23 protein-coding genes are annotated in these 20604 nt (G+C 68.4%); 6 read left to right on the forward strand and 17 right to left on the reverse strand.

Translation table 11 applies throughout. The annotated features are described in order from the left end of the window. Positions 1-25: 25 nt before the first annotated feature. The 9 genes from AC0CH8_RS15345 to AC0CH8_RS15385 form a co-directional block, all read right to left on the reverse strand. Entirely contained in the window at positions 26-964 is a 939-nt protein-coding gene (locus AC0CH8_RS15345) for an alpha/beta hydrolase (RefSeq protein ID WP_465240656.1), read from the reverse strand. Continuing rightward, positions 961-1167, reverse strand: a complete 207-nt coding sequence (locus AC0CH8_RS15350) for a type II toxin-antitoxin system antitoxin (protein WP_465240657.1) — start codon at positions 1165-1167, stop codon at positions 961-963. Before AC0CH8_RS15350 ends, AC0CH8_RS15345 begins: the two co-directional genes overlap by 4 nt. A 13-nt stretch (positions 1168-1180) precedes the next feature. Beyond that, complete coding sequence (locus AC0CH8_RS15355) at positions 1181-2074, reverse strand: SPFH domain-containing protein (protein ID WP_204198805.1); 894 nt, start codon at positions 2072-2074, stop codon at positions 1181-1183. Positions 2075-2354: 280 nt separating this feature from the next. Continuing rightward, complete coding sequence (gene pal, locus AC0CH8_RS15360) at positions 2355-2876, reverse strand: peptidoglycan-associated lipoprotein Pal (RefSeq protein WP_204198806.1); 522 nt, start codon at positions 2874-2876, stop codon at positions 2355-2357. 35 nt (positions 2877-2911) lie between these two features. Beyond that, positions 2912-4234 carry a Tol-Pal system beta propeller repeat protein TolB gene (gene tolB / locus AC0CH8_RS15365; RefSeq protein ID WP_465240762.1) on the reverse strand — a complete coding sequence of 441 codons (1323 nt, stop codon included), beginning with the start codon at positions 4232-4234 and terminating at the stop codon, positions 2912-2914. A 56-nt stretch (positions 4235-4290) separates the two neighbouring features. After that, on the reverse strand, positions 4291-5283 hold the full coding sequence (locus tag AC0CH8_RS15370; RefSeq protein WP_465240658.1) for a cell envelope biogenesis protein TolA: 993 nt from the start codon (positions 5281-5283) through the stop codon (positions 4291-4293). Continuing rightward, positions 5283-5732, reverse strand: coding sequence for an ExbD/TolR family protein (locus AC0CH8_RS15375; protein ID WP_465240659.1), 450 nt, complete (start codon positions 5730-5732; stop codon positions 5283-5285). Before AC0CH8_RS15375 ends, AC0CH8_RS15370 begins: the two co-directional genes overlap by 1 nt. Positions 5733-5747: 15 nt before the next feature. Continuing rightward, positions 5748-6440 carry a protein TolQ gene (tolQ, locus tag AC0CH8_RS15380; RefSeq protein ID WP_204198810.1) on the reverse strand — a complete coding sequence of 231 codons (693 nt, stop codon included), beginning with the start codon at positions 6438-6440 and terminating at the stop codon, positions 5748-5750. Then, on the reverse strand, positions 6437-6889 hold the full coding sequence (locus AC0CH8_RS15385; RefSeq protein ID WP_465240660.1) for a YbgC/FadM family acyl-CoA thioesterase: 453 nt from the start codon (positions 6887-6889) through the stop codon (positions 6437-6439). The genes tolQ and AC0CH8_RS15385 overlap by 4 nt, the downstream gene beginning before the upstream one ends. Positions 6890-6984: 95 nt before the next feature. Here AC0CH8_RS15385 and AC0CH8_RS15390 point away from each other — a divergent pair, with 95 nt between their 5' ends. After that, the gene (locus AC0CH8_RS15390; protein WP_465240661.1) at positions 6985-7386 is read left to right on the forward strand and encodes a VOC family protein; all 402 of its coding nucleotides are present in this window, start codon (positions 6985-6987) and stop codon (positions 7384-7386) included. A gap of 316 nt (positions 7387-7702) precedes the next feature. On the opposite strand, the gene AC0CH8_RS15395 is transcribed toward AC0CH8_RS15390, so the two are convergent. Beyond that, positions 7703-8689, reverse strand: coding sequence for an NAD(P)H-dependent flavin oxidoreductase (locus AC0CH8_RS15395; protein WP_204199451.1), 987 nt, complete (start codon positions 8687-8689; stop codon positions 7703-7705). 217 nt (positions 8690-8906) lie between these two features. On the opposite strand from AC0CH8_RS15395, the gene AC0CH8_RS15400 reads away from it, so the two are divergent. From AC0CH8_RS15400 to AC0CH8_RS15410, 3 genes are all read left to right on the forward strand, one after another. Then, positions 8907-9218 carry a hypothetical protein gene (locus tag AC0CH8_RS15400; RefSeq protein ID WP_465240662.1) on the forward strand — a complete coding sequence of 104 codons (312 nt, stop codon included), beginning with the start codon at positions 8907-8909 and terminating at the stop codon, positions 9216-9218. A gap of 473 nt (positions 9219-9691) precedes the next feature. After that, on the forward strand, positions 9692-10825 hold the full coding sequence (locus tag AC0CH8_RS15405) for a hypothetical protein (RefSeq protein ID WP_465240663.1): 1134 nt from the start codon (positions 9692-9694) through the stop codon (positions 10823-10825). A gap of 220 nt (positions 10826-11045) precedes the next feature. Beyond that, on the forward strand, positions 11046-11516 hold the full coding sequence (locus AC0CH8_RS15410; RefSeq protein ID WP_465240664.1) for a YrhA family protein: 471 nt from the start codon (positions 11046-11048) through the stop codon (positions 11514-11516). A gap of 678 nt (positions 11517-12194) precedes the next feature. Here the strand turns inward: AC0CH8_RS15410 and AC0CH8_RS15415 are convergent. After that, positions 12195-13454 carry an aspartate kinase gene (locus tag AC0CH8_RS15415; RefSeq protein WP_204198815.1) on the reverse strand — a complete coding sequence of 420 codons (1260 nt, stop codon included), beginning with the start codon at positions 13452-13454 and terminating at the stop codon, positions 12195-12197. Between the two features lie 53 nt (positions 13455-13507). Here AC0CH8_RS15415 and ubiG point away from each other — a divergent pair, with 53 nt between their 5' ends. Beyond that, complete coding sequence (ubiG, locus tag AC0CH8_RS15420; protein WP_465240665.1) at positions 13508-14239, forward strand: bifunctional 2-polyprenyl-6-hydroxyphenol methylase/3-demethylubiquinol 3-O-methyltransferase UbiG; 732 nt, start codon at positions 13508-13510, stop codon at positions 14237-14239. A gap of 17 nt (positions 14240-14256) precedes the next feature. Here the strand turns inward: ubiG and AC0CH8_RS15425 are convergent, their stop codons facing one another. Genes AC0CH8_RS15425 through pyrE form a run of 6 tightly spaced genes read right to left on the reverse strand, consistent with a single transcriptional unit; the run spans position 14257 to position 19142 of the window. Further along, on the reverse strand, positions 14257-15357 hold the full coding sequence (locus AC0CH8_RS15425; RefSeq protein WP_465240666.1) for an AI-2E family transporter: 1101 nt from the start codon (positions 15355-15357) through the stop codon (positions 14257-14259). Beyond that, positions 15357-16310, reverse strand: coding sequence for a signal peptidase I (gene lepB, locus AC0CH8_RS15430; RefSeq protein ID WP_465240667.1), 954 nt, complete (start codon positions 16308-16310; stop codon positions 15357-15359). Before lepB ends, AC0CH8_RS15425 begins: the two co-directional genes overlap by 1 nt. Beyond that, positions 16307-16723: a holo-ACP synthase gene (acpS, locus tag AC0CH8_RS15435; RefSeq protein WP_465240668.1), complete on the reverse strand. Its 417-nt coding sequence runs from the start codon at positions 16721-16723 to the stop codon at positions 16307-16309. The genes lepB and acpS overlap by 4 nt, the downstream gene beginning before the upstream one ends. A gap of 30 nt (positions 16724-16753) precedes the next feature. Continuing rightward, a complete protein-coding gene (locus AC0CH8_RS15440) occupies positions 16754-17485 on the reverse strand; it encodes a pyridoxine 5'-phosphate synthase (protein WP_465240669.1) in 732 nt (243 codons plus the stop codon). Next, positions 17482-18561, reverse strand: coding sequence for a serine hydrolase domain-containing protein (locus AC0CH8_RS15445; protein ID WP_465240670.1), 1080 nt, complete (start codon positions 18559-18561; stop codon positions 17482-17484). Before AC0CH8_RS15445 ends, AC0CH8_RS15440 begins: the two co-directional genes overlap by 4 nt. After that, the gene (pyrE, locus tag AC0CH8_RS15450) at positions 18558-19142 is read right to left on the reverse strand and encodes an orotate phosphoribosyltransferase (protein ID WP_465240671.1); all 585 of its coding nucleotides are present in this window, start codon (positions 19140-19142) and stop codon (positions 18558-18560) included. The genes AC0CH8_RS15445 and pyrE overlap by 4 nt, the downstream gene beginning before the upstream one ends. A gap of 268 nt (positions 19143-19410) precedes the next feature. Here pyrE and coxB point away from each other — a divergent pair, with 268 nt between their 5' ends. After that, the gene (coxB, locus tag AC0CH8_RS15455; RefSeq protein ID WP_465240672.1) at positions 19411-20604 is read left to right on the forward strand and encodes a cytochrome c oxidase subunit II; all 1194 of its coding nucleotides are present in this window, start codon (positions 19411-19413) and stop codon (positions 20602-20604) included.

Consider the following 20604-nt stretch of genomic DNA (forward strand, 5'->3'; position numbering starts at 1 on the left):
GCGGGCCCGGCATGACGGCAAGCCGCTACCGCCCCGCGGCCTTCGCGATCGCATCCACCACCGCCGGCGCGACCGGCAGCGACGGGTCGGCATAGGCAGCGAGGTTCGCGGCGCGGTCTTCTCCGACTGCCTTCAGCACGTGGTTCACGCCCGGCACGATCGCCAGCGTCGCTTTGGGGTCCGCCTTCGCCAGCGCCCGAGCATCGGCGACCGCCACCTGAAGGTCGCGGTCGCCCTGCACGATCAGCACCGGCAGCGTGATCCGCGCGGCCAGTTTTACCGGGTCCTGCGCGAAGGCATCGATCAGGAAGCCCTGCACCTCCGCCCTGAACAGCGCGTCCAGCGGCGGCGGCAGCGTCGCCGGGTCGACTCGCTTCCCCGCCTCCAGCGCATCGATCGTCGCGAGCGCCGGCGACAGCAACGGCGCGTTCGCCGGATTGGCCCGCAACTGCTCCCGCATCACCGCACCAAGCGGCCGGCCGGGCGCGGCGACGAGGATCACGCCGCACAGGCCGCGCGGATCCTGTGCCGCTTTCATCGCGACCAGCCCACCCTCGCTATGCCCCAGCAACCACGCGCATCGATCACCCGTGCGCTTGGCCGCCTCCGCCGCCCAGCGATGTGCGTCGGCAGCATAGTCGGCGATCGTCACCGCATTGGCGTCGGCGACCGCGGCCTTGCTGCCGAACATCCCGCGCTTGTCGATCCGCAGCGTCGAGACGCCACGCTCGGCCAGCGCCTCCGCCAGCAGGCGATAGGAGGCGGCGGTCATGCCCAGCGGACTATTGCCGTCGCGATCGGTCGGGCCGGAACCGGGGATCACCACCACGACCGGCGCACGCCTGCCCGCCTCCGATCCCGCGTCGAGCAACGTCCCCGCCAAGGGTCCCTGAGGCCCCGCGATCGTCACCGCGCTCGCAACCGCCGCCGATTTTGCGACTGCCGTCATCATCGTCCAGATCATTCCCCGTCCCCCTTCGGCGGTCGCCCGCGTCGTGCCGGTTGCGGCGCGTCCAGCTTCACCCCCCGCCGCGCCAGCGCCTCGCGCAGCAGGCATTCCACCTCCGCGTTCACGCTGCGCAGGTCGCCCGCCGCCGCCCGCTCGATCGCCGCGTACAGAGCGGGATCGAGACGAAGCGGAAAGGCTTTGCGCGGCGGGACCGTCATCGTCGCACCCGCATCACTGATAAAGCGACCCGGCGTTGACCACCGGCTGCGTGTCGCGTTCGCCGCAAAGCACGACCATCAGGTTGGACACCATCGCCGCACGCCGCTCGTCGTCCAGTTCGACGACGTTCTTCGCCGACAGCTGCGCCAGCGCCAGCTCGACCATGCCGACCGCACCCTCGACCAGCGTCGTCCGCGCCGCGACCACCGCCTGCGCCTGTTGCCGGCGCAGCATCGCCCCCGCGATCTCCTGCGCATAGGCGAGATGCGTGAAGCCGCATTCGTCGACGGTAATCCCCGCCACCGACAGCCGCGCGATCAGTTCGTGGCGCAGCTCGACGCCGACCTGATCGTGATTGCCGCGCAGCGTCACCTCCTGATGCTCGTAATCGTCATAGGGGTAGCGCGATCCGATCGTCCGCACCGCCGCCTCGATCTGCACGTTCACGAACGCCTTGTAGTCGTCGACGTCGAACAGCGCCTGCGCCGTGTCGACGACGCGCCACACCACCTGCGCCGCCATCTCGATCGGGTTGCCGCGCAGGTCGTTGACCTTGATCCGTTCGGAGATGACGTTGTTGGATCGCACGGAGATGCGGCGGCGGATCAACCACGGCAACACCCAGCGCAAACCCGAGTTGCGATCGGTACCGCGATACGCGCCGAACAGGGTGATCGCCGCCGCCTGATTGGGTTGCAGCATGTAGAAACCACAGGCGACGAACACGACGACGACCATGCACAAGAGGGGCAACCACGCCATGACGGGCGGCCATTGCTCGGTCGCCAGCTCCACCACCGACAGCGCCGCCCCGATCAGCGCCGCGAATCCGAGCGCCAGCATCACCAGCCCGTTCGCGCTGGCCGCCGGCCGTTCCGCCGACCGCGTGAGTATCCCCTGTTCCATCCGTCCCTCCTGTTATTGTGATATCACTTTAATATCGTTTCGGGAGGCGATGCAAGGGGAATCGTTGGGCGCTCCCATAGGTCCATGTAACCCCTCCCCGTCACCCCAGCGGAAGCTGGGGTCTCACGAGGAGGCGCGGCATGGTCGACCCACGGGGAGGCCCCAGCTTTCGCTGGGGCGACGGGAACGTTGCGACGAGGGATGACCGCGGGGGCAAAGAAAACCCTCCCTCGCCATCGGCGAGGAAGGGTTCTCCGATCCGGCAAACTTTCCGTAAAAATCAGCTCAAAACGATCGTCACCGCGCGACGGTTGGCGGCATAGGCGGCCTCGTCCGAGCCGGTTTCCGCCGGCCGCTCGCTGCCATAGCTGATGACGCTCATCCGCGACGGCGACACGCCCTTGGCGGCCAGATAGTTCTTCGCCGAGTTCGCACGGCGATCGCCCAGCGCGAGGTTGTACTCGCGCGTGCCGCGCTCGTCGCAATGCCCCTCGATCGTGATGCGGACGTTGGGATAGCGGTTCAGCCATTCCGCCTGGCTGTCGAGGATCGCGCGCGCCTGCGGGTCGATGTCATACTGGTCGAGCCCGAAATTGACGGTGTTCGACGTAACCGAGCGGGTGAAGTCGGCGTTCGATCCCGGCACCACTTCGTTGCCGGTCTGGCCGGTTGGGTTGCCGGTCGACCCGGTGTCCGCCGGCCCGGTCACGGGGGCCGGCGGCAGCACCTCCGGCCGCTTCTTGGAACAGGCGGCCAGCGCCAGCGCGGCGGTGGCGAGGATCAGCGTGGTCTTCAGCGTCATTGGTCATACTCCCGGTACGTCAGAACCAAATAGTGTCAGGGGCGCAGCGGTCCCCAGGCGGGATCGGACCCGCCGAGCGGCGTCGGAATACGGCGTTCGTTGACGCCGGTCAGGTCGACCGACCACAATTGCCCCGATCCGCCCGAGCCGCGGCCGGAGCGATAGAAATTGATGACGCGGCCGTTCGGCGACCAGCTCGGCCCCTCGTCCGACCAGCTGTCGGTCAGCAGTTTCTCGCCGCCGCCGCTGGGCGACATGATGCCGATGCGGAAATTGCCCGCCAGCTTGGTGAACGCGATCAGGTCGCCGCGCGGGCTCCAGACCGGCGTCGCATAGCGGCCGCCGCCGAAGCTGATCCGCTGCTGGTTCGAACCGTCGGCGTTCATGACGTAGATCTGCTGCCCGCCCGACCGGTCGCTCTCGAATACGATCTTCGATCCGTCGGGCGAATAGCTGCCGCCGGTGTCGATGCCGGGCGAGGTCGTCAGCCGCTGCGGCGTGCCCCCTTGCGACGATACGCGATACACGTCGGTGTTGCCGCCCTGCGCCATCGAGAACAGGATGAAGCGGCCATCGGGCGAGAAGCGCGGCGCGAACGTCGTCGCGACGTTCTGCACCACCAGCCGCTGCTTGCCCGATCCGATGTCGTAGACATAGATCGCCGGGATCTTGCCGACATAGCTCATATATACGATCGACTGCTGGTTCGGCGCGAAGCGCGGCGTCAGCACGATCGACTGGCCGTTGGTCAGGAAGCGGTGGTTGGCCCCGTCCTGATCCATGATCGCCAGCCGCTTGATCCGCTTGTCCTTGGGTCCCGTTTCCGAAACATAGACGACGCGGCTGTCGAAGTATGGCCCCTCGCCGGTCAGCCGCGCATAGATCGTGTCCGCGCATTTGTGCGCCGCGCGCCGCCAGTCGGCCGGCGGCACGACGAAGCCCTGCCGTGTCAGCTCCGTCTTGGCGGCGACGTCGTACAGGTAGCAGCCGACCGTCAGATTACCGTCGCCGTTCGCCCGCACGAAGCCCTGCACCAGCGACTGCGCGCCCGTGCCGCTCCAGTAGTCGAACGCCGGCGCGGTCACCTCCGGAAACGCGACCGCACGCATGCGGTTGGCGGGCAGCGGCGTGAACAGCCCGGAATTGCGCAGGTCGGTGGCGATGATGTCCGCCAGTTGCCGGCCGAGCGCGTCGGTCGATCCGGCGGGCGTGTTCACCACTGACTGGGTCGGCATCACCGGGATCGCGATCGGCATCGGCGCGGAGATGCCGCCCTCGACATCCACGACCAGTCCCCCGCCGTCCTGCTGCTGCGCGGCGGGAGCAGCAGAGGGAGCGGGCGGAGCCTCCTGCGCCATCACGGGCGCAGCGGTGGAGAGGGCGAGCAGGGTCAGGAAACGGCGCATCATCATCCTCATCCGGGCAATTTGTAGCGGAGCGTGAAATTGCTCCAGCCATTCTGGACGTCATACAGGTCCGCAGGCAACCCGCGCAGCGGCGCACATCCGACGAAGCTGGCGATCGCAAGATCGTCGACGCGGTCGACATAGCGGGTGTTCTCGTCGTCGACGCCGCTGTGCCCGACGACGCGGGGCCGCGCCGCGAGGCTGCCGTCGCGATTCAGCTTCAGGTTGATCGTGACGCGGATGCGCGATGCGCCGGGGCCGGGATTGACCTGACGGTTGGCGCAGGGCTGCACCTGCCGCTGGATCGCCGAACCGATATCCGCCGCCGCCTGCGCGCCCATCTTGGCGGCGGGCGCGGCCTCGGCCTTGCTGGTCGAGGGACGATCGGACAGCCCCTTCAGGAAATCGTCGCCCAGCCGCGACCCGCGCGGCTTCGCGGCGGTCGCGGTCGGTGAATTGCCGCTCCCGCGCGCCACGGTCGTCGGCTTCGCCGCACTCGCCGCCGCCCTGGTCGCGGTCTTCGCGGGCGCAGGTTTGGCGGCAGGCGCGGACGGCTTGGCCGGCGTCGGCTTCGCGGGCGCGGCCTTTTCCGGGGCGGGCGTCGGCTTCTTCGGTTGCGGCTTGGGGGCCGGCGCCGGCTTCGGAGCGGGCGCGGGTTTCGGCTTCGCGACCGGTTCCGGTGCGGGCTTGGGCGGGGCCGGCTTCGGTGCGGGCGCTGGCGGCGCAGGATCGGGCTTCGGCGCGGGTGGAGCCTCCACCGGCTCCGGCGGCGCGGCGTCTTCGGGCGGGCCTTCCTCGGGAGCGACCGACTGCGCCGGCTCGACGTTCGGGGTCGGGGACACCGCCTCCTTGCCGACCTCCTCGACCAGCGACACGGTGATCGGCTGCTGCTTCAGCGTCTCGGGATTGGGGGTCGCGAGGAACCCGACCGAGAGCAACCCGAAGAGCACGGCGTGCCCCCCGAGCGCGACGCCCAGCCCGATCTTCTCGCTCCGCTCCATCAGCGCGCGCCACCTTCGACGGTGACCAGCGACACGCGGTTCAGCCCGGCGCGGTTCAACTCGCCCATCACCCGCATCACGCGCCCGTAATCCAGCCCCTTGTCGGCGCGCAGATACACTTGCGGCGGCTCCTTGCCCCCGCCCGGACCCACCGGCGACGATGCGGCGATCGCCTCCAGCCGCGCCGGCAGCGCCGCCTCGGTCAGTTCGGTCTCGCCGACGTACAGCTTGCCCGCCTCGTCGAGCGAGATCTGCACCGGCTCCTGATCCTGATCGAGCGCCTTGGCGCGCGCATCGGGCAGGTTCACCGGCACGCCCGCGGTCAGCAGCGGCGCGGTGACCATGAAGATGATCAGCAGCACCAGCATCACGTCGACCAGCGGCGTGACGTTGATCTCCGCCATCGGCGCGCGCCGGCCCTTGCGACCGGACGGCAGGTTCATCGCCATGTCAGCGCCCCCCGCTCAACGGCTGCCGTCGAGCTGCCGCGACAGCGTCGTGTGGAACCCGTCGGCGAAGCGGTTCAGCGCCGCCTCGATCCGGTTCACGCCGTGGCTAAAGCGGTTGTAGGCGATCACCGCCGGGATCGCCGCGAACAGGCCGATCGCCGTCGCGAACAGCGCCTCCGCAATGCCCGGCGCAACGACGGCCAGCGACGAATTCTGCGCCGACGCGATACCGGTGAACGAGCGCATGATGCCCCACACGGTGCCGAACAGCCCGACGAACGGCGCGACCGAGCCGACCGTCGCCAGGATGTTCAGCCGGTCCGACAGCCGGTCGATCTCCGACGCCGCCGCCGCGCCCATCGCCGTCGCCAGCCGCTCGCGCGTGCCGCCCTTGTCGATCTGGCCGCCCGCCGTCGAATGCCGCCACTCGCGCACGCCCGCCGCGAATACGCGCGCGGACGGCAGGTCGCGCTCCGCCTCCGCCTTGTGGAACGCGTCGATATCGTCCGCCTTCCAGAAATCGCGCTCGAACTTCGTCATGTCCTTGCGCGTCCGCTTCAGCCGCACGGAAAAGCCGATGATGATCGCCCAGGTCCAGATGCTCGCCGCGAGCAGCCCGCCCATGACGAACTTCACCACCCAGTCCGCCTGGAGGAACAGCGCGACGGGCGACATCGTCGCGGCGTCCATGTTGAAGACGGGATTCATTCTTGCCCCTCGATCAGTCGGCGAAAGATATCGGTCCACGCGGCCGGCTGGCGTAGCGGACGGCCGTTGCCGGCGACCAATGCCGCCGTCACCACCGCTTCTGCCAGCACTTCCTGCTCGCGCCTGACCGTTTGATGAATGACGACGCGCGCAGGCGTCGTCGCGGTCACCCGGCTGGCGACGATCAGCGCATCGTCCAGCCGTGCGGGTGCGCGGTAGCGGATATGCAGGTCGGCGATCGCATAGGCCCCGCCGCCACCCTCGAACGTCGCGCGCTGGTCGATCCCGGCCAGCCGCAGCATGTCCGACCGCGCCCGCTCCATATAGCGCAAATAATTGGCGTGGTAGACGACGCCCGACAGATCGGTATCCTCGAAATACACGCGCAGGGGCAGGCGATGCTCCACGCCCGCGAAACGCCCCTCCGTCGGCTGGTCCACGCCGGTCATGCGCGCCCCGTTAACCCAACGGTTCGTCGGACGGAACCCTGTTCGCCTCGTCCAAGCGGCGGTAGAACCGCCGGAAAGCACAGGAGAGCGAACATATGGCCGACCGTCCCACCGCTGGCGTCACCCCCTTCCTCACCATCCGCGGCCGCCGCGGTCAGGAGGCGCTGGACTTCTACACCCGCGCGTTCGGCGGCGAGGTCGTGGAGCGCAATGTCGCGGAGGACGGGCAGCGCCTGATGCAGGCGGGGCTGAGGATCAACGGCGGCTTCGTGATGCTGTCGGACGAGTTCCCCGAATGGCGCGGCGCCGCGGAACCCGAGCCTCAGGGCGTCACGCTCCACCTCCAGGTCGACGACGCCGACCGCTGGACCGACCGCGCGGCGAAGGCGGGCGCGACCGTGACGATGCCGGTCGCCGACCAGTTCTGGGGCGACCGCTACGGTCAGGTCACCGACCCTTTCGGCCATCGCTGGTCGATCGGTTCGCCGATCAGGTGAGGGTGGCGACCCGACCAAAAGCGTCTTCTACCACCCCGGCGAAGGCCGGGGTCCAGTGGGGACGTCGGCGGTAACTGACTGACAACGTCACCCCAACTGGACCCCGGCCTTCGCCGGGGTGGTGCCTTAATGAGAGGCTGCGGAGCTATTTCGCAATGATCCCGCGAACAGGAGGGAGCAATGCGGCACCGTCCGCGGCCAGCGCCACCGCCATTCGCGCCGAGTTCGTCACCCCCAGCAAAAGCTTGGGTCTTTCGCGATCGTAAGGCTTATCCCCGTGGTATAAGACTCATCTTCCGCCGGGGCGACGCCCCCCTCACCCAGCCCGCCGCTCCAGCGCCGCCGCCGCCTCGTCCATCAGTTCCGCGATGATCGCCGCGGTCGGCTCCTCGCGCTTGACCATGCCGACCGACTGGCCCGCCATGACCGAGCCATGCTCGACATCGCCGTCGATCACCGCGCGGCGCAGCGCGCCCGCCCAGTAATGCTCGATCTGCAACTGCGCCTCCGCCATCGCGACGCCGCCCTCGTCCAGCGACAGCGCGACCTCTCGCTGCTTCGCGGTGAACAGTTCTCCGCCCGCATTCTTCAGCGCGCGCACCGGGATCACCGGCAGGCGCGGGTCGAGCTGCACCGACGCCACCGCATCGCGCGCCGACGCGCGCAGGAACGCCTTCTTGAAATTCGGATGCGCGATCGATTCGGTCGCACAGACGAATTTGGTGCCCAGCTGCACGCCCGCCGCGCCCATCTCCAGATAGCCGGCAATCGCCTCGCCCCGGCCGATCCCGCCCGCGACGAACACCGGCAGTTCGGCGGCGATCTCCGGCAGCATCTCCTGCGCCAGCACGCTGGTCGACACCGGCCCGATATGGCCGCCCGCCTCCATCCCCTCGATCACCAGCGCATCGACGCCCGATCGGATCAGCTTCTTCGCCAGACTCAGCGCCGGCGCGAAGCAGATGACCTTCGCCCCCGTCGCCTTGATCGCCTCCAGCGAACCCTTGGGCGGCAATCCGCCCGCCAGCACGACATGGCCGACCCCGTGCCGGCCGCAGACCTCGATCAGCGCCATCAGGTCGGGGTGCATCGTAATCAGGTTCACGCCGAACGGCTTGTCGGTCAGCGCCCTGGTTGCGGTGATCTCCCGGTCGAGCAGGTCGACCGTCATCGCGCCGCACGCGATCACCCCGAACCCGCCAGCATTGGAGATCGCGGCGACGAGGTTGCGCTCGCTGACCCACGACATCGCGCCACCCAGAATGGCGACCTCGCTGCCCAGAAAATCGGCACCGCGCTGCATCAGGCGGTCGAGACGGGGCGAGGCAGCGGTCAGATCGTTCATCCCGCTTCCCTAGAACGCCCTGCGGCCGGATTGAAGGGGCCGTTTCCGGTAGTGCTGGTCGCGTGCTTCGATCCCCGCGACATCGATGGTCGATCCGGACGACGGGAACTCGGCGGGTGGCGATCAGGTCACGTCGGCCTTACGCTGCCGAAACGCACATCGATCGGAGACCGTCATGATCGTCCTGGACGACGAACACTACCGCTGGACCCTGCTGGAAGAGAATGGACAACTCTTCCTCGACGCGAGGTGCAGCCACAGCGCGGTCGATTACAATGTTCTGCTCGCGTTGAACGAGGAAGAAATTCTCTTGTTCAAGAAGAAGGGCCGCTCCTATCTCGATAGTCTCGCGTCCAGCATCCACCACAGTGCGCCAGGCATCCGTGGCAGCAAGTCACCTTACAAGCTGCGCAGCCTCGTCATGACGCCCGAGCGCGCGCGGGCGAATGACGCCATCAAGAGGTGGGACGCGGGCGAGCGGACATGACAGCAAGGCGGGTAGCGATAGCCGACATTCGGCAGCGGCCGTCTTTCCCAGAAGGGATCGAATATTGGGAACGATCGGTTTGACGTAGAACACCCGATCTGTCCCGAAGCTCGGTTTGATCTCCCGCGAGAAAAAGCAAACCCACACAGTTGTAGGTCCGTCGTCAGCGGTCTGTGAGTGGCTTCCTGCAAGTCTCCGGATGTGGCGCGCATGGCGGTGGCTCAGGCTCAGGCGATGGTGACTAGCCTTCCGGATCCAGCAACCTCGCCGAGGGCTGGCTGGTATCCGCCTCGGGGCGATCTACCCAGATCGACTACGCACCTAATCGGAGCGACTAGCGCATCGGAACGGCACCGACGTTATCTCCATGCGCAGCAGCGAGTCAGAGGTGCGGCGTGACTACCCAGATCCAGACCGGCACTCCGTCAGTTCAGTCGCCGAGCAGAGGATCCGATCCCACCCACCCGCAGACGGTGGCGCGCGAGATGGTCGGCGAGCACAGGACGGGCGGGGGCATCGACGCTCCCGGCCTGCGGCGCGAACTCGACGCCATCAGCATGCGAGATCCCGTCCGCGGCGCCCAGGTGGCGGAAGCCGTGGAGCGGCAGCTCACGCCGGTGCAGCGCGGCGAGATTGCCCGCGCCGCATACGGCGTCGAGGGCCCGGGCGGCACCACGATCACGATCGGGGCCGGCGCGCCCAGCGTTGCCGACTATCGCGCCCTGCCGGCCGGCAGCGCCGGTCGCGCCGAGTATGACCGCCTCGACAGCCTGTTCGGAGACGGGAACGTTGCGACGGACGACACCCGCGCCATCGAGGAGGGGATACGGACGAGCATCGCCGGGCGGGCCGCTCCGGACGCGGCCGGAACACGTACATCAGCTTCGGCCCCGGCGGCTGCCGCCACCGATCCGGTAAGGCTGGGGCTCGACCTCACGCAGATGGCGCTCGACCTCGGCGGCATCGTCGATCCCAGCGGCATCGCCGACGGCACCAACGCGGCTATCTCCGGCGGTCGAATGGTCGGCTCGTTGCTCGACGGCAACTTCTCGGAGGCAGGTGGGCACCTCGTGAACGGGGGGATCTCGCTGCTGGGCATCGCCGCCGGCATCGGCGACCTCGCGAAGGTCGGAAAGATCGGCAAATGGGCGGAGACAGTCAGCGACGCGACGCGCGCAGTCGTGGACAACCCCGCGCTCCGCCCGACCCTGGAACCTGCCCTGCGCGAGATCCGCGACCTCGTGAACCGCATACCGCAGGGGGCGCTCGACGCGATGCCGGCAAGCGCGCGCGAGTCGATCGAGAGCATGAAGGTGCAGCTGGACGAGTTCTTCGGCGCCGGTGCCCGCAACGCGGACGAGGCAGGCCACACGGCGATCCTGCGCGGTGAGAGCGTCACGCTCCGCGGCGTCGACGCTGTGCCCGTGAACTACGTCAAGCGTGACCGGGCGGAGCTCGCCACCCTGCGCCGCGAATTTAACCCCGTGCGCGAGGACTTCGCCCGCCATCTGACCAGCGATCCGGCCCGAATCGCCGACCTGAGGCGCGCGGGGCTAGACGATGCCGCCATTCAGAGGCTGGGCTCCGGGCAGATCCCGGCCGGCTAGCAGGTTCACCACAAGCTGCCGCTCGACGATGGCGGGACGAACACCTTCGACAACCTCGTCCTGATCAAGAACGACCCGTCCCATTTGGCCATCACCAATGAGCAGCGCCGCCTGGTAGGGGACCTCGCGGTTGGCGAAAGCCGGCAGGTCAACTTCCCGATTCCGCGCGGTTCGGTGTATCCACCTGCTCTCTGAGCCTCTCCCTCCTGATATGGAGAACATGATGACCGTCGAGGACGCCATGAGCGACGTGATCGCAAAGGTCGTCGCGGAGCAGCGCGGCGCCGGAGAGAAGGTGCAGGCATCAGCCAGCGAGGATCAGATCAGCGCCGAGCGGACGGTGCTGCGCGACCGCTTCAGGGCGGAGTTGCCGACCGACTATGCACGGCTCCTCTCCGTGGTGAACGGCGTCGACTTCAACGGGGTCGTGCTCTACGGCGCCGGCCATACCCAGGCGTCGCCGGGGGCCGGCGGCTTCTGGCAGGGTATCGCGGAGGCGAACACCTTGTGGCGCGAGGGGCCGGGCCATGAGGCCTATCTCGTGCTGGGTGAGAGCGACATGGACTTGCTCACCGTCGATCTCGACGGGCGGCGTCCTGTGCTGCGCGACAAGGTGTCGAGCGACGTCTTCGAGGAGTTCACGACCGTGAACGAGGCCGTCGAGCGCCTCCTGCGATCGCGCCTGCAGTGAGGCTCGTCCAGCCGAGCGAAACTCGACGAACCCCGCGGGCAGGCGCACGTTGAGGCGCCCGAGGCAGATCGCTGGAGCCTAAGTAGAAATGACTGCTCCTGGCGCAAATCTGCCACATGCGAGCTGTACCAGATGAACTGAAGCCTGTTTGGGCCGGCAACGAGGCCATGCAAATCAAGGCTTTCCGGCACCAAAGTTCACAAGGGTTCAATCGGGACAGCAGAGCGGTGGCTTACAGTGTCATTTCACCCCCAGCCTTAACCGACCTCTTTATGTCGGCCATGCCCTTTCCCCAAAAGGAACCCATAGCGGGACAGTCGCCCAGGTGATCGCGCCGGGTGCGGTCCGACGCATTCCCTTTCCCGAAATCTGTTCCCATTTGCCCTTTCCCAAGCCGGCCTGTCGCAGACGTGGAAACGGGGAAGTTCGCGCGCCACGAATGGCCGTGATCGGAAACCCGGATCGCCAGCCCGCGCGTCCGGGTGTGGGCGTCAGCGGTCACCGCGCGGCCCCGTCAACGCGGCAGCCGTGCCCCTCGCTGTCCTACACGGCGACGACCCTGTACAACCAAGCGCAATCGCTCTTTGACATCGCCGCACCCACCAACGATCGCCCGCCCGCGACATCCCGCGATACGGCGCGTTGGACTAACCTTAGCCTAACCTTCCGCGGTTCGGACTAGCCCGCGACCTCCGCATCGAGGCCGTAGGCGGTGTGCAGCACGCGCACCGCGAGTTCGGTATAATCCTCTTCGATCAACACGCTGACCTTGATCTCCGACGTGGTGATCGCCTGGATGTTGATCCCGCGCTCACCCAGAGTGGTGAACATCGTCGCCGCGACGCCCGCGTGGCTCTTCATGCCGACGCCGACGACGCTGATCTTCGCGACTCGCGTGTCGTGGACCAGCTTGTCGTACCCGATCGCGGGCTTCGCCTGTCCCAGCACGTCGAGGCTGCGCGCCAGATCGGCGGCCGGCACCGTGAACGTCACGTCGGTCGATCCGGTCGAATGCGCGACATTCTGGACGATCATGTCGACGTTGATGCCCGCCTCCGCCAGCGGTGCGAAGATCGCCGCGACCGAGCCGGGGCGGTCGGGCACGCTGGCCAGCGTGATCTTCGCCTCGTTCTTGTCGTGCGCGATGCCGGTGATGAGCTGGCGTTCCACGTCGTCGATCTCCTCTTCCCCCACGATCATCGTGCCGGGCAGCGTGTCCGCCATCGGAGCATCGTCGCCGGTGAACGACGACAGCACCTGGACGCGGACGTTTTCCTTCATCGCCAGCCCGACCGATCGGGTCTGGAGCACCTTCGCGCCGACGCTGGCGAGTTCCAGCATCTCCTCATAGGTCACGCGCGCCAGCTTGCGCGCACGCGGCACGATGCGCGGGTCGGTGGTGTAGACGCCGTCGACATCGGTGTAGATGTCGCACCGCTCCGCCTTCATCGCCGCCGCCACCGCGACCGCCGACGTGTCGGAGCCGCCCCGGCCCAGCGTCGTCACCCGGCCGCTGTCGGCAACACCCTGGAAACCGGGGATCACCGCGACCTCTCCCGCGGCCAGGCTGGCGTCGAGCGCCTCCGTATCGATCGTCCCGATCCGCGCACGGGCATGCGCGTCGGACGTATGGATCGGCAATTGCCAGCCCAGCCACGACCGCGCCGGCACGCCGATCGCCTGCAACGCGATCGCCAGCAAGCCGCTGGTGATCTGCTCCCCCGCCGACACGACCACGTCGTACTCGCGCGGATCGTAGAGCGGCGACGCCTCCCGGCAGAAACCGACCAGCCGGTCCGTCTCGCCCGCCATCGCGGACACGACTACGGCGACCTGGTTGCCGGCGGCGACCTCCCGCTTCACGCGCGCGGCGACGCTGCGGATGCGCTCGCTTCCCGCCATCGACGTGCCGCCGAACTTCATCACGATGCGCGCCATCGGCGGGGGCAAACTCCTTTGTGGGAAAGCGGCGGCCCTGATAGGAACAGGGCATGAGTGAAGCAAGCAGCACGATCGTCGCGTCGGAAGCCGCGCATTTCGGCAAAATGGCGGCGGACTGGTGGGACCCGAAGGGGTCGTCGGCGATGCTCCACCGGCTGAACCCGGTCCGGCTGGGCTATATTCGCGGCGCGATCGACCGCCACTGGGACGGCGACGACACCAGCTTCTCGCCGCTCGCCGGCAAGACCGCGCTCGACGTCGGGTGTGGGGCGGGGCTGCTGTCCGAACCGCTCGCCCGGCTGGGTGCGGCAGTGACGGGGCTGGACGCCGCGCCGGAGAATATCGCGGCGGCGCAGGCGCATGCCGCGCTGACCGGGCTAAGCATCGACTATCGCGCGGGCAGCGTCGAGCGGCTGGCAGGCGAGCGATTCGACCTCGTCGTGTCGCTGGAGGTGATCGAGCACGTCGCGTCCCCGGCGGAGTTCGTGCGCGGGCTGGCGGGGGCGCTGGCACCCGGCGGACTGATGATCCTGTCGACGCCGAACCGCACGCCGCTGTCGCGCCTGACGCTGGTCGGCATCGCCGAACGGACCGGCATGATACCGCGCGGGACGCATGATTGGGACAAGTTCCTGATGCCCGACGAGCTGACGATCTTGCTCGCCAGCGAAGGCCTGATCGTGAGCGACGTGCGCGGCATCGCCCTGTCGCCGACGCGCGGCTTCGTGCTGAGCGACTCGGTGCAGCTCGACTATATCCTGACCGCGACCCGCGCCGGATAAGCCGGCCGCGGTGGCGGTCAGGCGGCGGTGGCGCCGGCCGCATGATCCCCGTCACCGTCGCGTTCCTCCTCGCGCTCGGCGCTGCGCTCCAGCGCCGACTTCATCATCGCCGTGAACGGGTCAGCCAGCGCCAGCCCGAGGATGCCGAACAGAGCGCTCGCCATGATCTGCATCCCCAGGGTCAGCGCGGGCGGCAGGTCCACCGTCTTCTTCGCGACGATCGGCAGCAGCACATATCCGTCGAACGTCTGCACGATCAGGTACGTGCCGACCGCCCAGAAGCCGATATCGCTGCCGGCCGAAAAGCCGACCGCGATCATCAGCGCGCCGCTGATGAACGCGCCGATATTGGGGATGAAGGCGAGCAGCCCGGTCAGGATGCCGAGGATCATCGCCATCGGCACGCCACCCAGCATCAGCGCGAACCACGTCAGCACGCCCTCCGCAATCATGCCCAGGATACGCCCGAACAACAGCCGGCGCAGCGTCCGACCCATCCGCTGGAGCACGACCGAGAACTCGGCGCGGTTGTCGCGCGGCACCATCCACTCCAGCCCGCGCTGGTAGACGCCCGGGTCCATCGCCACGAACAGGCCGATGACGAGGATCATGAACATCGTCGTCAGCGCGCCGATCGCGGTGCCGACCCACGACGTAATCCGCCCGACCGACCCCAGCGCCTGCTTCGCGATGCCGTTGACGTCGGACGCACCGGGCATCAGGCCCTGCCCGCTCAACCAGCCGGACACGCGGTTCGCCTGCACCTCCAATGTCGATCGCAGTTGCGTGACCTGCGCCGTCACCTGCACCCCGGTCAGGTAGAAGGTGCCGAGCAGGAACGCGACGACGAGCACGACGACGATCAGCAACCGCCACCCACGCCCGATCGGCAGCACCTTCCCCAGCAGCCGCACGCCGCCGTCGAACAGCGCGGCGACGACCAGACCGGCGAAAATGATGAGCAGCGGCTGGATCAGCAGCACCGTCACCGCGATCGCGCAAATCAGCCCCAGCCAGACACCGGCGCGTTTCAGCTCCGTGCGGATGAACGTGTCGCGCAGTTCCAGCGGCGCGGCATCCCGGACCTTCGTCGGCTTGGGGTCCGGGTGGTCGGCCATCAGTTGGCGACAATCGCGCCGGTGGCGGGGTGCAGCGAGGTGCCGGCGCGGTTGCCGCGCAGCGACCCCGGCCAGGTCAGGGGGTTGAACGTCGCATCACCGTCCAGGCTGAACGTGACGAACTCCGCACGCCCGCCCAGATTCTCGTACGGGACCGGCCCGCCCAGTCCGAGATCGGCGAGCGGGAAGCGGCTGTCCGCCGATCGGTCGCGGTTGTCGCCCATCAGGAACACGCGACCCTGCGGGATCTTGATCGGTCCGTAATTGTCACCCGGGCTGTAGCCGAGCTCGATCGTCTCGTAATGGCGACCATTCGGCAGCGTTTCGGTGATCGTCGGCAGGCGACAGACCGCGCTGCCGTCCGGCAGCGTTTCGCGTGCGCCGGGGTAATCCGACTCGCGGCACGGGCTGTTGGTGTCGACCGGGATCAGCGTGTCGTGCACCGTGCCGCGCTTCACCGGCGTGCCGTTCAGGATCACGGTGCCCTCGCGCACTTCCAGCGTGTCGCCGGGCAGGCCGATGACGCGCTTGATGTAATCGTTGCGTGTGCCCGGCGGCGTCACGATGACCACGTCGCCGCGCGTCGGCAGCGATCCCAGCAGCCGCCCCTTAATGAACGGCAGTTGCGCGCTCCAGCTGTCCACGGGCTCCCGCAGCACCAGCCCCTTGAAGATCGCGACGGGGTTCGGAATCGTCGGCGACACGAACGACCAGCCATAGGCGAACTTTGATACGACCAGCCGGTCGCCGACCTGCAATCCCGGCAACATAGATTCGGAGGGGATGTAGAAGGGCTTGGCGACGAAGCTGTGGAATCCCAGCACGATCACGATCAGCCAGAAGATGCCCTTGATCTCGCTCCACCAGTCGGTGCCGACCTTCTTGGCGGGCGGGGACTTGGCGTCGCCCTCGTCCTTGACGACCGGAGCCTCATTCAACGTCGCTTCCTTCATTCGCTCGCGTCCGGTTGGGGGATCGCCTCGATCACCACGAAAGCCTGTGCCCAGGGGTGGTCGTCGGTCAGGGTCAGATGCACTCGCGCGGCCATGCCATGCGGGACCAGCGCGTCAAGTGCCGCCTGCGCGCCGCCCGACAGCGCCAGCGTCGGCGCGCCGGAGGGGGCGTTGACGACGCCGATGTCCTTCATGAACACGCCGCGTTTGAAACCGGTGCCGACCGCCTTGGAGAACGCCTCCTTGGCCGCGAACCGTTTCGCCAGCGTACCCGCTTTGGTGAACGGCCGCCGCGCCGCCTTCGCCCGCTCCGCGTCGGTGAACACCCGCGCCTCGAACCGTTCCCCGAACCGCTCGATCGAAAGGGCGATACGCTCGATATTGCAGAGGTCGGAGCCGAGACCGAGGATCATCGGGCGATCCGGGCGCGCGCAGGCCAGTGCTTATCCACGCGCCACGTCCATCGCGTCGCGCATCCGCCGCACCGCATCGTCTAGCCCCACGAACAGCGCCTCGCCGATCAGGAAATGGCCGATGTTCAGCTCCCGCAGCTGCGGGATCGCCGCGATAGGACCGACATTGTCGAATGTCAGTCCGTGGCCGGCATGGACCTCGATCCCGTTCTTCGCCGCCAGCGCCGCCGCATCGGACAGGCGCCGCAGTTCCTCCGTCCGTGCCTCTCCGTCCAGTTCGGCATAGCGGCCGGTGTGCAGCTCCACGACCGGCGCGCCGAGCCGGATCGCCGCATCGATCTGCCGCGCGTCGGGTTCGATGAACAGCGACACGCGGACGCCGGCATCCCGAAGCTGCCCGACCAGCGGTTCCAGCCGCGCGAACTGGCCGGCCGCGTCCAGTCCGCCCTCGGTCGTCACCTCCTCGCGCTTTTCGGGGACGATGCAGGCCGCGTGTGGCTTGTGACGAAGCGCGATGGCCAGCATCTCGTCGGTCGCCGCCATCTCCAGATTCAGCGGTATCGTCAGCTCGGACGCCAGCCGTGCGATGTCGTCGTCGGTGATGTGGCGACGATCCTCGCGCAGGTGCGCCGTGATGCCGTCCGCCCCGGCCTCCGCCGCCAGCAACGCCGCACGCACCGGGTCGGGATAACCCGCCCCGCGCGCGTTCCGCACCGTCGCGACATGGTCGATGTTGACGCCGAGACGCAGGAACCCGGTCATGCGCAGGCCGCCGCGGACAGGATCGAATAGCTTGGCCCCTTGCCTTGCCAGATCTCGCCGAAATCGTAATCGCCGCGATTGGTCATCAGCGCGATGACGATGCCCTTGTCCGGCAGCACGACGTTCCGCACCTGGAACCGGCCGATCCCGCCCCGCCGTTCGACGATCCGCACGGGCGCGGCACAGCCCTTCAGCGGCGCGGTGAACACCCATTGGCCCAGCGCCATGTAACCCAGCTTGGCGGCACCCGCCCACATCGCGTCGAGCGCCGGTTGGCTCAGCAATTCGCCCGACAGCAGCGCGCGATCGAACCCGGCCATGTCCGCCGCGGTGCCGACCAGCCCGCCTGCCGCGCCATATCGCAACAGCGTCGCGCGCTCGGTCGCATCGGGTCCGCCGGTCCAGCGCTCGTCCACCGTCGCGGGCTCGGGTGTCACGAAATGCGTCGCCAGCCCCAACGGCCCGGCGATCCGCTGCTGGAACAGGTCCGGCAGCGCCAGCCGCGTGGTCCGCTCCAGCAGCGCACCGACGACGATGTAATCGCAGTTGTTGTAGCGCCACTGGCCGCCCGGCACCGTCCGCCCCTTCAGGCACCAGCCGAGGCCGGTTTCGCCGTTCGTGTAGAAGGACGGCTCGCCGCCCGCGTTTCTCGCGCTGTCGTCGGGGTTGCGCAGCCCGGCGCGATGCTGAAGCAGTTGCCGCAGCGTCGGTGCATTCGCCCCCAGCGACGGCAGATAGCGACTCGCGGAGACGTCTAGCGCCAGCCGCCCCGCGTCGACTTCCTGCATCGCCAGCGTCGCCACGACCTGCTTCGTCACCGACGCCCATGGCCACACCGATTCGTAGGTGAAGGCGCCCGGCTGGTCCTTCACCGGCTGTCCGATGCCGCCGCCCGCGATCCGGCGCGGCCCCTGATAGACAGAATAGACACCCGCGAACCCGGCATCCTGCAACGCCGACTCGACTCGCGTTCGCGATGCCGCATCGGCGCGCGCCAGTGCCTGCGCCTGTTGTTCGCCTTGCGCTGCGGCAGGACCTGCCAGCGCCAACGCCGCGAGGGCCAGCAGCGCCCTCATGCTGCCGCCCGGCTGCCGGGCTTGATCGCGGGGATCGCGGCCAGTTCGGGCGGCAGCGCATCGGGGGAATAGGTCGGCACCTCCAGCCGGATCAGCGAGTAGAAGGGGACGCCGAGATCGGCGCTGCCGCTCGACCGGTCGACCAGCGCCGCGGCGGCGATCGCCTCGCCGCCCGCCGCCGCGATCGCCGCGATAGCCTCGCGCGAACTGAGGCCGGTCGTCACCACGTCCTCCACCATCAACACCTTCTGGCCGAGATCGAGCCGGAAGCCGCGGCGCAGGCCGAAGGTTCCCTCCGGCCGCTCCAGGAACATGGCCTCGACGCCCAGCGCGCGCCCCACTTCGTGCCCGACGATCACGCCGCCCATCGCCGGCGAAACCACCGCCGCGATCTGCGACCGCACCGCATCGGGAATGCGCGCCACGAGCGTCTCCGCCAGCCGTGCACCGCGGCGGGGGTCCATCAGCACGCGCGCGCATTGCAGGTAGCGTGAACTGCGCAGCCCCGAAGACAGGATGAAATGCCCTTCCAGCAGCGCGTCGGCCGCGCGGAATTCGGCGAGGACATCGTCGTCGGTCATGGCGGCTCTTTTCGGGCTGGTTTTCGGGCTGCGGATCGTCCGGCGGAGATAGGCCGCGCCCCGGCGATAGGCAATGTAAAGCACTGCCGCGCACCGTCGGCGGGTAAATTACACGCCGTGCCGCTTGAGGCGGACCGACCCCCGGCGTATAGGCCATGCCCAAACGGGCCTCTTGTGCCCGGATTCCGCCGCTTTCCGGGAATCCGGGACGGTCCAGAACGTGACACCCGCCGCGGCGGGTCATCGACCAACGGGGTAACGACAGACGATGGGTATCTTGGGGTTCAAGCAGATCGCGATGGCGGCGGGGCTCGCCCTGGCCGGCCTTGGGGCGAGCCTCGGCACCGTCGCCGCGCACGCGGCCCCGACGCCGAACGTGGCGAACGCTCCGGCACCGGCACCGCAGGGTGCCGCCGCACCGGCCGGTGTCTCGAACACCGCGCCGACGACCGCCGCCGCGACGCCGCCGGCCGCTCCGGAAAGCCCGCTGCTGGCGGTCGACGGCGCTCCTGGCGCGCTGCCGCAGGCGGGGATCGGCCAGCCGACGAACGGCCTGTTCGGTCTTCAGCCGCAGGTAACGCGCAATGGTGAATTCGCGCACTGGATGCACAACATCATCCTGTTCCCCGTTATCACGATCATCTCGCTGTTCGTTCTCGCGCTGCTGATCTGGGTGATGATCCGCTATCGCGCCAGCCGGAACCCGATCCCCTCCAAGACCTCGCACAACACTGCGATCGAGATCATCTGGACGCTGCTGCCGGTCGCGATCCTGGTGCTGATCGCGCTGCCCTCGATCGGCCTGCTCCAGGCGCAGTTCAAGCCGGCCCCCGCGGGCGCGGTGACGCTGAAGGCGATCGGCAACCAGTGGTACTGGACCTATCAGTATCCGGACAATGGCGGCTTCGAAGTCACCGCCAACCTGCTGAAGGAAAAGAACGAGGTTTCGGCCGGCCAGCGCTTCCGCACCGACGCGGACGGCCCCCGCCTGCTCGCCGCCGACAACCGCATCGTCCTGCCGGTCGGCGTGCCGATCCGCTTGATCACCACCGCGAACGACGTGATCCACAGCTGGGCCGTGCCCGCCTTCTGGATCAAGCTCGACGCGATTCCGGGCCGCCTGAACGAGACGAGCTTCACGATCGATCGTCCGGGCCTGTATTTCGGCCAGTGCTCCGAACTGTGCGGCGCCCGTCACGCGTACATGCCGATCGCCGTCGAAGCGGTTCCGCCGGCGCAGTTCGCCGCTTGGGTTCGCGCCAAGGGCGGCACGATGCCCGGCAGCAAGGCTCCGTCCTCGGCCGTGATCCCGCAACCGGGCGCCGTCGGCTCCGCTGCCGAGAAGGCCGCGACCGACGCGACCGACGCGGCGACCGGCCCAACCGAAAACGCCACCGTCGCGGCCCCGACCGCGCCGCAGGGCGCGACCAACAACCCCGCCACCGGCAACGCTGGACAGTAA

It is taken from the genome of Sphingomonas sp. AC435, assembly GCF_979253005.1.

Coding starts and splice junctions, on each gene's coding strand:
- AC0CH8_RS15400 (WP_465240662.1), top strand. CDS start 8,907: ATGATCGTCCTGGACGACGAACACTACCGCTGGACCCTGCTGGAAGAG.
- AC0CH8_RS15385 (WP_465240660.1), bottom strand. CDS start 6,889: ATGACCGGCGTGGACCAGCCGACGGAGGGGCGTTTCGCGGGCGTGGAG.
- AC0CH8_RS15395 (WP_204199451.1), bottom strand. CDS start 8,689: ATGCAGCGCGGTGCCGATTTTCTGGGCAGCGAGGTCGCCATTCTGGGT.
- coxB (WP_465240672.1), top strand. CDS start 19,411: ATGGGTATCTTGGGGTTCAAGCAGATCGCGATGGCGGCGGGGCTCGCC.
- ubiG (WP_465240665.1), top strand. CDS start 13,508: ATGAGTGAAGCAAGCAGCACGATCGTCGCGTCGGAAGCCGCGCATTTC.
- pyrE (WP_465240671.1), bottom strand. CDS start 19,142: ATGACCGACGACGATGTCCTCGCCGAATTCCGCGCGGCCGACGCGCTG.
- tolQ (WP_204198810.1), bottom strand. CDS start 6,440: ATGAATCCCGTCTTCAACATGGACGCCGCGACGATGTCGCCCGTCGCG.
- AC0CH8_RS15345 (WP_465240656.1), bottom strand. CDS start 964: ATGATCTGGACGATGATGACGGCAGTCGCAAAATCGGCGGCGGTTGCG.
- tolB (WP_465240762.1), bottom strand. CDS start 4,234: ATGGCGCAGGAGGCTCCGCCCGCTCCCTCTGCTGCTCCCGCCGCGCAG.
- AC0CH8_RS15440 (WP_465240669.1), bottom strand. CDS start 17,485: ATGACCGGGTTCCTGCGTCTCGGCGTCAACATCGACCATGTCGCGACG.
- AC0CH8_RS15425 (WP_465240666.1), bottom strand. CDS start 15,357: ATGGCCGACCACCCGGACCCCAAGCCGACGAAGGTCCGGGATGCCGCG.
- AC0CH8_RS15415 (WP_204198815.1), bottom strand. CDS start 13,454: ATGGCGCGCATCGTGATGAAGTTCGGCGGCACGTCGATGGCGGGAAGC.
- AC0CH8_RS15355 (WP_204198805.1), bottom strand. CDS start 2,074: ATGGAACAGGGGATACTCACGCGGTCGGCGGAACGGCCGGCGGCCAGC.
- AC0CH8_RS15350 (WP_465240657.1), bottom strand. CDS start 1,167: ATGACGGTCCCGCCGCGCAAAGCCTTTCCGCTTCGTCTCGATCCCGCT.
- AC0CH8_RS15375 (WP_465240659.1), bottom strand. CDS start 5,732: ATGGCGATGAACCTGCCGTCCGGTCGCAAGGGCCGGCGCGCGCCGATG.
- AC0CH8_RS15370 (WP_465240658.1), bottom strand. CDS start 5,283: ATGGAGCGGAGCGAGAAGATCGGGCTGGGCGTCGCGCTCGGGGGGCAC.
- lepB (WP_465240667.1), bottom strand. CDS start 16,310: ATGAAGGAAGCGACGTTGAATGAGGCTCCGGTCGTCAAGGACGAGGGC.
- acpS (WP_465240668.1), bottom strand. CDS start 16,723: ATGATCCTCGGTCTCGGCTCCGACCTCTGCAATATCGAGCGTATCGCC.
- AC0CH8_RS15410 (WP_465240664.1), top strand. CDS start 11,046: ATGATGACCGTCGAGGACGCCATGAGCGACGTGATCGCAAAGGTCGTC.
- AC0CH8_RS15445 (WP_465240670.1), bottom strand. CDS start 18,561: ATGAGGGCGCTGCTGGCCCTCGCGGCGTTGGCGCTGGCAGGTCCTGCC.
- AC0CH8_RS15390 (WP_465240661.1), top strand. CDS start 6,985: ATGGCCGACCGTCCCACCGCTGGCGTCACCCCCTTCCTCACCATCCGC.
- pal (WP_204198806.1), bottom strand. CDS start 2,876: ATGACGCTGAAGACCACGCTGATCCTCGCCACCGCCGCGCTGGCGCTG.